An 11,365-nucleotide genomic window follows, 5' to 3' on the forward strand; every position below is an offset into this window, starting at 1 on the left:
CCATGAGCGAAGACAGTGGCGTTCCATCGACCCGGGAGGACGGACCGGCCGCGCCGTCCGCCACCCCCGAGCGCCGTGCCCGCCACCCCGCCGGTCGCGGATCCGTCCTTCTCCTCCTCCGACGAGGTCGAGGACGCCTTCTCACCACCGACGTGTCGTCCCGACTCCGGCGCCCGCCCCGTCCCGGAGCAGTGCACCTGCGGCGACGTGGGCGGCGTCGGTGGCCGGCACGCGCCGGACGCGCCGCACGCGCCGACGTGACGGCTCACCGTGCACGACCGCCGTCCCTGATCGGGGGTCGCTACGCAGGTGAGGACGGTGCGGGTCCGGTGCTCGCGCGGACGACGAGGCGGGCCGGGACGAGGCGGGTCAGTGCGTCCGTCGCGGCGCGCGGCGCCCCGCCGTGGTGCTCGGCGTGCGTGGCGTCGCCGCCCGCCATGTCGTCGGCGTCGGCAGAGTCGCCCGACGGCGCCAGCCGATGCAGCAGGACGCGGACCAGCCCGGAGCCGATGGCGGCGAAGTCCTGATGAACGGTCGTCAGTGGCGGCCAGAGGTGGTCGGCGAGGACGTCGTCGAATCCGACGACCGAGACGTCTCGCGGGATCTGCCGTCCTGCCTCGTGCAAGGCGTGCATCACTCCGGCCGCCATCTCGTCGTTCGCGGCGAGGACGGCCGTGACCTCGGGGTCGGCGGCGAGGAGCTGCCCGATCGCGTACCCGGAGCCGGGGGTCCAGTCGCCGTGCCGCACGTCGGGCGTAGGGCGTCCGCGCCGCGCGAGGGTGGCCCGCCACGCCTGCTCGCGCTCTCGCGCCTGGAGCGAATGGGCCGGCCCTCCGACGAGGTGGACGGTGCCGTGGCCGAGGTCGAGGAGGTGTTCGACGGCCGCCTGCACTCCGCCCCGCTGATCGCACCCGACGGCGGGATGGGTGAGGGAGCGTGAGTCGGCGACGACCACGGGCAGGCGCCCCGGGATCTGGAGCCGGTCGACGTCGGCGGTCTCGAGGCCGAGCACGACCACCCCCGCCGTGCTCGCGAGCCGCTGCAACGCGGCGTCGAGGTGTTCGAGGCTGCCGTCGGGCGCGTCGACGAGGGTCGTCGCGTACCCGTGTTCGTGGGCGGTGGTGACGACGGCGTCGACGATGTGCGCCTCCCCGGTGCGGGCGAGGTGGTGGACGACGACACCGATGACGTTCGACCGTCCCGAGCGGAGCATGCGGGCGGCGGTGTTCGGGGTGTACCCGAGCTTCGCCATCGCGGCGCGCACCCGCGCGCGCGTCTCGGGGCGCACGTTGGGGGCGTCGGCGGCGACGCGCGACACCGTCTGCGGTGAGACCCCGGCGAGGGCGGCGACGTCACGGGCGGTCGCGCGGGATTCCCAGCCCACGCCACCGCGCCCGGCGCTCATCCGCGCTCCGGCGGGGGGAGGAGGGTGAGCTCGAAGCGGCAGGTGTGCGCGTCCCCGGGGGCCAGGACGACGAGCTCGTCACCGGTGCGGAACGCGTCGGCGCCGCACGTCATCGGTTCGGCGGCCAGGCCGCTGCGCTCGTACGCGGCCGGGATGCCGTCACCGGTGAACACCTGCCAGCGCGTGAACCCCTCGAGCGCGCGCACCGAGGCGGTCACGCCGTCGGGGTCGGTGAGATGGATGCCCGGACGGTCGCCGCCGGCGATGACGTAGGCGTCGTCGAGCTCGAGGCCGCGCAGTCTCCGCGGGGTCCGGAGGTCGACCCCGGCGGGAATCTCGGCGGTCGTCTCGACCGGGAGGAGACGATCGTCGGCGCGCACCCACCCGGCGGCGTCCACCCGTGCCTCGCACGCGTCGAGCGGGTGCCGTCCGGGGGAGAGCCACGGATGGAACCCCGCTCCGTACGGCGCGTCGTTGTCGCCGAGGTTCTCCGTCACGAGGGACACCGTGAGGCGGTCGGCCCCGAGGGCGTACCGCACGCGGTGCCGCAGCGGATGGGGATATCCGTCCCGCGGGACGAGGTCGAGGCCCAACTCGACCTCGTCGACCTCGTGCCGGAGGAGCTGCCAACGGGTGTGTCGCACGAGGCCGTGGATCGCATTGTGGCGGTCGGGTTCGGACAGGTCGAGTTGACGGGTGCGGCCGTCCCACTCGTACCGGCCGTCGCCGACGCGGTTGGGCCAGGGAACGAGGACAGCGCCGTGGACGGCAGGAGGCCGCTCGTCCTCCCCGAACGGGACGACGACGTCGCGCTCACCGATCCTGAACGAGCGCAGCGCGGCTCCGACCTCGGTGACGACGGCGACAGCCTCGCCCGCGGTGAGGGGGTACTGCGCCCCCGTGGGGGAGGGGGACGTGGATCGCCGCGGCGCCGGCGTGGGAACGGCTGCAGATCCGTCGCGGCCGGTGGTGCTCACGCGACACGCTCCCCGGCACCCGCCGGGACGGCGAGGTGGACGGCGGGGAGTGGGAAACCCCGGCTCCTCGCGGCGCTCGTCACCGCCTCGGCCACGCGTGCTTCTCGTCCCTGCGGAACGAGGGCGATCGCACTGCCACCGAAGCCGCCGCCGGTCATCCGCGCGCCGAGGGAACCCGCTGAGCGTGCGGCCTCGACCGCGGAGTCGAGCTCGGCGCAACTCACCTCGTAGTCGTCGCGCAACGAGTCGTGCGACGCGTTCATCGCAACGCCCACCGCGGTCCAGTCCTTCGCGTCGGCCGCCGCGACGAGCTCGCGGACCCGGCGGATCTCGGTGAGGACGTGCCGCGTCCGGCGTCGCTGTTCCTCGTCGTCGAGGCGGTCGAGCACGGTCCCGACGTCGGCGCCGGGGTGGTCGGCGTCCTCCTCGCGCACGAGGTCGCCGAGCGTGCCGACCCCGAGCGCCTGCGCCGCGGCCTCGCACGTCGCCCGGCGCCGTCCGTACTGCCCGTCGGCGAGGCTGTGGTGCACGCGGGTGTCGAGGACGAGGAGGACGAGGCCCGCCGCCTCGAGGTCGACCGGGACGTGGGTCACGGAGTCGTCGTGGCAGTCGAGCAGGAGCGCGTGGCCGGGCCGGGCGCGGAGTGAGGTGGCCTGGTCCATGCCGCCGGTCGGAGCGCCCGCGACGTCGTTCTCGGCCTGGACGCACGCCGCGGCGAGCCGCGCCCGACCGGCGTCGTCCTCCACTCCGATGGGATGTCCCGCAAGGGAGGCGAGGGCGAGCGCGACCGCGCACTCGACGGCGGCCGAGGAGGAGACCCCTGCCCCCGTCGGCACGGCGGAGGCGAGGGCGAGGTCGAAGCCGGGCACCTCGAGACCGTCGGTGGCGAGCGCCCATGCCGGGCCGGCGCTGTAGGCCACCCACCCCTCGACGCCACCAGGGCGGATGTCGTCGAGCACGCCCTCCCAGCGGTGGTCGTGGTCGAGACGCGAGACGACGCGCACCGCTCGATCGTCCCGAGGGCTCACCGCCGCGAACGTGCGGTGCGGCAGGGCGATCGGCAACGCGAGGCCCCCGTTGTAGTCGGTGTGTTCGCCGATGAGGTTGACCCGGCCGGGGGCGGCCCACACCTCCTGTGGTCGGGCATCGAAGGCCTCGTCGAACACGGCCCGGGCGCGTCGCGCGCCTTCGTCGTCGGACCACACGGTGCCGGATCCCGTCGCGCCGGACTCCGACGCGCTCGACCCCCTCGCGCTCGACGTGATCATCGACCTCACCCTCCTCCTCCGGGCCCGCCTCGCTGCGGGAAGGTCTCCAGGGTACGCATTCCCGAGGCATGAATGGCAACGTCACCACGACGCGTCTTGCCGCATCGGCCTTCCCCATCCCGTCAGTAGGCGCGATGTGAGCAGCGCGGATGTCGTCCTTGACAGGCGCCTGGGTCGGGAGGATCATCGTCGGCAGCGCGGCAATGGTGACGCAAACACGCCACTCCCGGCCTCGAGGGCACGGTTCTTCGGGGTGGTCCGGCCGCGTCCCACGCGGCCCCGACCGCCCGAACCTCAAGGAGGGGACATGGCCAGCGGGACACTGATCCAGGCCGGTCTCGTCGACTACGCCATCCTCGCGATCTACTTCGCGTTCGTCCTCGGCATCGGTGTCCTCGCCAGACGGCAGGTCTCCGGGTCGCTGGACTTCTTCCTGTCCGGGCGCTCCCTGCCCGGCTGGGTCACCGGCCTCGCCTTCGTCTCGGCCAACCTCGGTGCCGTCGAGATCATGGGGATGTCCGCCACCGGTGCCAAGATCGGCCTGCCCACGGTCCACTACTTCTGGATCGGCGCGATCCCCGCGATGGTGTTCCTCGGCGTCGTGATGATGCCGTTCTACTACGGCTCCAAGGTGCGCTCGGTGCCCGAGTTCATGCTCCGCCGCTTCGGCCCCGGAGCCCACCTCGTCAACGCCGTCTCGTTCGCCCTCGCGCAGCTGCTCATCGCGGGCATCAACCTCTACCTGCTCGGCAGCATCATCCACGCGCTGCTCGGGTGGCCCCTGTGGGTCGCGCTCATCGTCGCGGCCGTGATCGTCCTGTCCTACATCGTGTTCGGCGGACTGTCCGCGGCGATCTACAACGAAGTCCTCCAGTTCTTCGTCATCGTCGCGTCGCTGCTGCCCCTCGTCCTTCTCGGCCTCCACCGCGTCGGCGGGTGGCAGGGCATGGTCGACCGCATCACCGTCGCGGCCGCCTCCGGCGTGGGACCGTCGGCTGACCAGCAGCTCCACTCCTGGCCCGGCCAGGCTCTCTCCGGTTTCGACAACCCCGTCCTGTCGGTCATCGGCATCGTGTTCGGCCTCGGGTTCGTCCTCTCCTTCGGCTACTGGACGACGAACTTCGTCGAGGTCCAGCGCGCGATGGCCTCCGAGTCCATCTCGGCCGCCCGCCAGACCCCGATCATCGGCGCGTTCCCCAAGATGTTCGTCCCGTTCCTCACGATCGTCCCCGGCATGCTCGCCGCGGTCCTCGTCTCGGAGATCGCCCGCACCAAGGCCGGCGAGGTCGTCCCGGGCGGTGCCTCCGGTCACGGCGTCACGTACAACGACTCGCTGCTGTACCTCATGCGCGACCTGCTGCCCAACGGTCTCCTCGGCCTTGCCATCACCGGCCTCGTCGCCGCGTTCATGGCCGGCATGGCCGCCAACGTCTCGGCGTTCAACACCGTCTTCACCGTCGACATCTGCGAGCACTACCTGCTCAAGGGGCGCAGCGACGAGTCCTACGTGCGCATCGGTCGGGTCGCCACGGTCGCCGCCACCATCATCGCGATCTTCACCGCCCTCATCGCCGAGCAGTTCGACAACATCATGGATTACCTCCAGACGCTGTTCGGCTTCTTCAACGCCCCGCTCTTCGCGACGTTCATCGTCGGCATGTTCTGGAAGCGCATGACGCCCACCGCGGGCTGGGTCGGCCTCGTCGTCGGCACCCTGTCGGCCATCACCGTGTGGGTGTGCGGCAATCCCGACCTGCTCGGCCTCTTCGAACTGCCCGGACAGGGCCTCGCGTTCGTCGCCGCCTCCGTCGGCTTCCTCGCCGACGTCATCGTGAGCGTCCTCGTCTCGCTGGGGACGCAGGCCAAACCCGAGTCCGAGCTCCGTGGCCTGGTGTACTCCGTCACGCCCAAGGAGGACCTCGTCGACCCCGACGAGGCGAGCCGCCCCTGGTACCGGCGCACCCTGCCGCTCGCCGGCATCGCCCTCGTCCTCGTCACCGCCCTCAACCTGCTGTTCTGACCTGCTGTCCTGACAAGGAGATCACTCATGTCGACCACCAACGACGGGACTCCGGTGCGGCACACCGCAGGAGTCTTCGACATCCGCACGATCATCGGGCTGCTGCTCCTCGTCTACGGCGTCATCATCGGCGCCATGGGCCTGTTCGCCGATCCCGCCTTCGACAAGACGGGCGGGGTCAACGCCAACCTTCTCGCCGGCGGCGCCCTTCTCGCCGTGGGTGCGGTGTTCGTCCTCTGGGCCCGGATGCGCCCGATCATCGTCGACGAGCGCCAGGTCGCCCGTCTGCGTGAGGACGAGAGCGGCCACTGAGGCCACCGGTGCTGCTCCGGGCTTCGCCGCTGACGGGAACGACGAGCGTCGGCACCGGCGGCCCGGCACAGGAACGAGGGGCCACCGACACGTCGTCGGCGGCCCCTCGTCCGCGTGGCGGAGGTGGACGGGAATCGAACCCGCCAGACCGAGATGCTCGACCTCACCGGTGTTGAAGACCGGGGGGCCCACCAGGAACCCAGACACCTCCACCTCCCACTGTAGGGGCGCAGCAGTCGCCCCCGCAGCCACGCCGAGCCAAGCCCATCCGGGTCTGGGGTGGGGGATCGTGCGGCGGGGTGACGGGCTAGGGTTCTCGCACGTACGTCCGGTGACGCCCGCCACCGACGGGGAAGGTCGGTGCTCATGTCCGAGACCACGCTCAGACTCACGCAGTTCGCCGCCGGTGGAGGCTGCGCGTGCAAGTTGCCCGCCGGACAGCTCGAGAGCGTCGTCGCCGGACTCGTGGGGCAGACCTCACCCGACCTGCTCGTGGGGCTGGACGCCGGTGACGACGCCTGCGCCGTCCGCGTCCACGCGGGCGCCGACGGGCGGGGGACGGCGGTCATCTCGACAGCCGACTTCTTCACCCCGATGATCGACTCGGCCTACGACTGGGGACGCATCGCCGCCGCCAACGCGCTCTCGGACGTCTACGCGATGGGCGGACGCCCCGTGCTCGCGATCAACCTGGTGGGCTGGCCGGTCGACCTCTTGCCGAACGACGTGCTCACCGAGGTCCTCCGCGGTGGGCTCGACGTCGGTCGGCAGGCCGGATGCCCCGTCGCCGGTGGGCACTCCATCACCGCCCCCGAACCCATCTCCGGCATGGCCGTCACGGGTGTGGCCGACCCGGATCGGTTGCTGCGCAACGACGCCGCCGAGGCCGGGCAACCCATCAGCCTCACCAAACCCATCGGCGTCGGACTGCTCAACAACCGGCACAAGGCCACCGGGGAGCGGTTCGAGGAGGCCGTCGAGACGATGACCGCCCTCAACGCCGCGGCCTCCCAGGCGGCACTCACCGCCGGGGCGCGTGCCGCGACCGACGTCACCGGTTTCGGAGTCCTCGGCCACCTGCACAAGATGATGCGCGCCTCCGGGGTCACCGCGGTGCTCGATCACGCGGCGGTACCGGTGCTCCCCGCGGCCCGGGAGGCCCTGCGCGACGGGTTCATCCCCGGCGGCAGCCGCCGCAACCTCGACTGGGTGCGTCCGCATCTGCGCGTCGAGGACTCCGCGCTCGGGGAGGACGATCTCGTGCTCCTCGCCGATGCCCAGACCTCCGGCGGGCTCCTCGTCGTCGGCGAGATCCCCGGCGCTCCCGTCATCGGCGAGACCGTCGCCGCACGGGAGGGCGCGACAGTCATCGTCCGCTGACCGAGGCCCCGACTCAGGAGCCCGGTCGATCACGGGTGCCGCCCGAAGGATCGCAGGTGAGGATGCGGCCCGGCGGCTGCCGGGGCGACCAGCTCACGGCATCCTCGGCTGCGACGTCTCCGCACGGGGGGCGGGCGGGCCTCAGGCGGTGGGGCGAGCAGGCTTCCTCGTGATGAAGGGGATGGCGGCGCCGACGAGGGAGATCGCCCCGATGACGGTGAACGCGAGGGTGTAGTTCTTGTCATCGCCGATGAGGGCGGTGGTGACGAGCGGACCCGCGACGCCGCCGATGCTCCACGCGATGAGCATGAGGCCGTAGATGCCGCCGGCGTTCTTGACGCCGAAGAACTGCCCGGCCGTCGACGGCATCGTGCCGAACCCGCCGCCGTAGCAGGTGTAGATGAGCGCGGCGAGCACGACGAACATCCATGCGGCACCGGCGTGCGGGATGAGGATGAGGCACAGTCCCTGGATCGCGAGGATGCCGACGAACGCGGGCATCTTGCCCATGCGGTCGCTGGCCGCGGCCCAGAGGATGCGGCCGGCGCCGTTGAAGAGGCCGAGGACGCCGACGAGGGCGGCGGCGCCGGCCGCGGTGAACCCGGCGACCTCGATCGCGGTCGCGCTCGCGACCGAGATGAGCGAGATCCCGGCGGTGACCGACAGCGCGAGGATCGCGGTGAGCAGGTACCACTGCGGGGTGCGCAACGCCTCGGCCTGGGTGAAGTCGCGGCCCGCGGGGTCGTCGCCGGTCGCCGCGGCCTTCGTCGCGGGGGCGCCGGCGACGGTGTAGCCGGAGGGCGGGTTGCGGAACGTCAGCGCGCCGAGCACGCCGAGGACGAGATAGGCGAGGCCGAGGGGCAGGAACGCCGCCGCCGGCTCGGCGGGGTTCGCGCGCAGCAGCCCCTGGGCCACCGGCGCCGTGATGACGGCGCCGAACCCGAAACCGCCGACCGCGAGTCCGGTGATGAGGCCTGCCTTGTCGGGGAACCACTTCTGCAACATGGCGATCGGCACGATGTACGCGAGGCCGAGCCCGAAGCCGGAGAGTACGCCGTATCCGAGGATGAGGATCCACAGCTGGTCGGCGTCGCGCGCGAACGAGCTGAGAAGAATGCCGAGGGAGTAGAGGACGACGCCGACGAGCGCGACGACGCGGGGTCCGCGGCGGTCCTGGATGCGGCCGCCGATGAACGTGCCGACGAAGATCATGCCGATGGCGACCTCGAACGGGATGGCCGCCTGCACCTTGCCGAGGTGCATCGCCGACTCCGGCGCCTGGAACGCCCGGCTGAAGACGCTCCACGCGTACACGGCGCCGATGGCGAGCTGCACGAGGATGCCGCCGACGAGGATGACCCACCGGTTGGGCGTGCCCCCTCGCTCGGACTCCGGCGCGTGGACGGACTGGCGCGCGGGCTGAGCGGCGCCGGGGGTGCTCGACATGAGGGCTCCGGGAAGGGGAGGGGGACGAGGGGCGAATGCAGCCGCGAGAGATCAGTGCGGCGAGACGATGAGGCCGGTGTGGTGCGCCACGCGGGTCTGCGCGGAGTCGGCGGCGCGCTCCTCGGGCGTCTGGGCGAGGCGACGTTCGAGGCGCTCCCGCTGCGGGACGACCGTGTACTTCGGGTCCCTGGCCGACTCCATGCCGGCCTCGAACACCCCGAATCGCGTACACGCCGAGCCCGCGTTGAGGGCGGCGCCCGCGAGGGCGCCGGCGACGCGGCTGCGCGCCGAGAACGGTGCGAGCACCGCGCCCATCACCGTGAGTGCCTTGGCGGCCTTGAGCACCGTGCCGGGCCGCCCGGCGTGCAGCGGTTCACCGAGGAGCCCCAAGCGACCCTCCATGATCTGGAATGCGCCGAGATCGAGCAGGGCGCCACCGACGGCCATGCGCCGCGCGGGGGCGCACTCGGCCGGATCGGTCACGGCGATCGCGGCCCCACCGGCCGCGGCGAGGGCCGACCCCACGAAGACGAACGGCAGCTGCCGGTAGGAGGCGTGCCATGTGGGCGTCGCGGTGTCGGCGAGCAGAACGGCCGTGTACGCGGCCAACGGCGCCGAGAACGCACCGGCGCCGAGGCTCGCGAGCCGGTCCCCGATGGGCCAGAACCACTGCCCCGGCACGTCGGCCGGGACGACGTAGCGCATGACCTCCGAGGTCGCGGCGACGCCGGTGAACGCGCCGAACCCCGCGAGGATCCACGACCCCACCGACATCGGCGACGTCAACTTGACCGTCCGCATCATGTTGAGGAACCGGGACGGCTTGCCGAGGTCGGAGACGAGCGCGACCGTCGAGCCGCCGAGGGCCGCCAGCGCGATGAGACGGCTGTTGCGCTGCAGTTCGTGGCGCCCGGTCATCTCGCCGCCGGCCGCCACGAGCGCCGAGCCCGCGGCAAGGCCACCGAGGTACAGGTAGGCGGGGATCTCCGCCTTCCAGGGCGCGGGCTTGACGATGTTGTGCCCGTAGTAGGACGTGAACTCCATCGGCGGGACCATGATGTCGTCACGCTGGCGCTTGCGGCGCCCGTCCCGGCCTCCCTGACCGTCACGACCGACCCGACGTTCACCCCCGCGACCGTCGTCACCACCGAGGGTGACGGCCTCGGAGGGGGTGCCGGCGGCGAGCGGGTCCTCATCGTGCCTGCCGCCGACGCGTTCGACCACGGCCGTCCGGACCCGACCCGCCCTCTCGCGCAAGGACGCGGTGCTCTCGCGGAGGCCGCCGACGAGGCCGGACAGGCGCGGCCCGGTGCCGGCGGCCGCGAGACCGCCACGCTCGGCGAACCCGCGACCCGTCGCGGACTTCGTGCGGGGTGTCGCCCGGACGGCGGCCTCGACGGTGCCGAGTTCGGGGGCGATGACCCCGGGCGTCGGTGGCGCGGTGTCGCGGGGTGCCGTCGGGGTGGATGCGGAGGGTTCGTCGAAGCGGGGCCCGGGGCTGTCGGGGCCGAAGGGGGTGCTCATGATCGCCGTCCGAGGAAACTGAAGGCCGCGCCGGCGAGCATCGTCAGCCCGGCGAATCCGGCCTTGCGGAAGATGTCGGGCAGGTCCGCCGTCGTGACGACGGGGTCCGGCGGCAGGCCGTAGACCTCCGGCTCGTCGAGCAGCAGGAACACCGACCCGGTGCCGCCGACGCCGTCGTGGGGATCACCGCCGTAGACCCGCGCCTCAGTGAACCCGTTCCCGTGGAGGACCGTGGCGCGCTCCGAGGCGCGCCGGCGCATCTCCTCGAGGTCACCGAACTGGATTGAGGTCGTGGGACAGGCCTGCGCGCACGCCGGCTTCTGGTCCGCGCCGAGGCGGTCGTAGCAGAGCGTGCACTTCTGCGCGATGCCCTCGTTCTTGACCGCCGTCTTCGACCCCTCGGGGCGCTCCCGCCGCTCGATGACGCCGAACGGGCACGCCGGCACGCAGTACCCGCAGCCGTTGCAGACGTCGTCCTGGACGACGACCGTGCCGAACTCCGTGCGGAACAGCGACCCCGTGGGGCACACGTCGAGGCAGGCGGCGTGGGTGCAGTGCTTGCAGACGTCGGAGGCGATGAGCCACCGGAAGTCCGGCACCGAGCCCGTCGCGAGGGCCTCCTCGGCGGCGCGCTGGGCGCCTTCGAAGCCCGGCACCACGGCCGGTGAGCCTGTCCCGGCGGAGGCCGCCGTCCCCGGCCCGTCGAGGGGCAGGCCCGCGTGGGAGGCGTGGTCCGTGCGTTGCGCGGTGGCGCGCATGAGCGAGGGGAAGCCGTCGCGCTCCTGCTGCCGCATCGACGGCATCCCGAGGTCGACGAGCCGGGCTCCGGACTCGCGGGCCTTCTCGATGCTCTCGCCCGTCTGCTCGATGAACGCGACGTGTCGCCACGTGCTGGCTCCGAGGGAGATCGTGTTGTCGTAGGAGTCTCCCGTCATCCCCAGACGGTCCATGGGGATGTCGTTCCACTCCTTGCACGCGACCTCGCAGGCCTTGCAGCCGATGCAGATCGAGGTGTCGGTGAAGAACCCCTTGC

General features: G+C 72.4%; 9 protein-coding genes and 1 tRNA gene. 3 read left to right on the forward strand and 7 right to left on the reverse strand.

Annotated features, from left to right (window positions below; genetic code table 11):
* Positions 1-301: 301 nt before the first annotated feature.
* Genes RT054_RS09185 through galK form a run of 3 tightly spaced genes read right to left on the reverse strand, consistent with a single transcriptional unit; the run spans position 302 to position 3,650 of the window.
* Positions 302-1,405 (reverse strand): LacI family DNA-binding transcriptional regulator, encoded by a 1,104-nt coding sequence (locus RT054_RS09185; RefSeq protein ID WP_313023228.1) that lies wholly within the window; start codon positions 1,403-1,405, stop codon positions 302-304.
* Complete coding sequence (locus tag RT054_RS09190; RefSeq protein ID WP_313023230.1) at positions 1,402-2,382, reverse strand: aldose 1-epimerase family protein; 981 nt, start codon at positions 2,380-2,382, stop codon at positions 1,402-1,404. The genes RT054_RS09185 and RT054_RS09190 overlap by 4 nt, the downstream gene beginning before the upstream one ends.
* Positions 2,379-3,650: a galactokinase gene (gene galK / locus RT054_RS09195; protein WP_312717731.1), complete on the reverse strand. Its 1,272-nt coding sequence runs from the start codon at positions 3,648-3,650 to the stop codon at positions 2,379-2,381. The genes RT054_RS09190 and galK overlap by 4 nt, the downstream gene beginning before the upstream one ends.
* A gap of 307 nt (positions 3,651-3,957) precedes the next feature.
* Here galK and RT054_RS09200 point away from each other — a divergent pair, with 307 nt between their 5' ends.
* Together RT054_RS09200 and RT054_RS09205 are read left to right on the forward strand one after the other, a co-directional pair.
* A complete protein-coding gene (locus tag RT054_RS09200; protein ID WP_312717733.1) occupies positions 3,958-5,670 on the forward strand; it encodes a sodium:solute symporter family protein in 1,713 nt (570 codons plus the stop codon).
* A gap of 27 nt (positions 5,671-5,697) precedes the next feature.
* On the forward strand, positions 5,698-5,982 hold the full coding sequence (locus tag RT054_RS09205) for a hypothetical protein (protein ID WP_313023232.1): 285 nt from the start codon (positions 5,698-5,700) through the stop codon (positions 5,980-5,982).
* A gap of 115 nt (positions 5,983-6,097) precedes the next feature.
* On the opposite strand, the gene RT054_RS09210 is transcribed toward RT054_RS09205, so the two are convergent.
* Positions 6,098-6,193, reverse strand: a tRNA-Sec gene (locus tag RT054_RS09210).
* Positions 6,194-6,348: 155 nt separating this feature from the next.
* Between RT054_RS09210 and selD the strand changes: the two genes are divergently transcribed.
* Positions 6,349-7,362: a selenide, water dikinase SelD gene (selD, locus tag RT054_RS09215; RefSeq protein ID WP_313023233.1), complete on the forward strand. Its 1,014-nt coding sequence runs from the start codon at positions 6,349-6,351 to the stop codon at positions 7,360-7,362.
* A 141-nt stretch (positions 7,363-7,503) separates the two neighbouring features.
* Here the strand turns inward: selD and RT054_RS09220 are convergent, their stop codons facing one another.
* The 3 genes from RT054_RS09220 to RT054_RS09230 all read right to left on the reverse strand — a co-directional run.
* Positions 7,504-8,808: an OFA family MFS transporter gene (locus tag RT054_RS09220; protein WP_313023235.1), complete on the reverse strand. Its 1,305-nt coding sequence runs from the start codon at positions 8,806-8,808 to the stop codon at positions 7,504-7,506.
* A 51-nt stretch (positions 8,809-8,859) separates the two neighbouring features.
* Entirely contained in the window at positions 8,860-10,332 is a 1,473-nt protein-coding gene (gene nrfD / locus RT054_RS09225) for an NrfD/PsrC family molybdoenzyme membrane anchor subunit (RefSeq protein ID WP_313023237.1), read from the reverse strand.
* The coding region (locus RT054_RS09230; protein ID WP_313023238.1) for a 4Fe-4S dicluster domain-containing protein at positions 10,329-11,365 on the reverse strand (1,037 nt) is incomplete at its 5' end. The genes RT054_RS09230 and nrfD, both read right to left, overlap by 4 nt.

Origin of the sequence: Mobilicoccus sp. (genome assembly GCF_032060985.1) — a bacterium.
Taxonomy (GTDB): domain Bacteria; phylum Actinomycetota; class Actinomycetes; order Actinomycetales; family Dermatophilaceae; genus Mobilicoccus.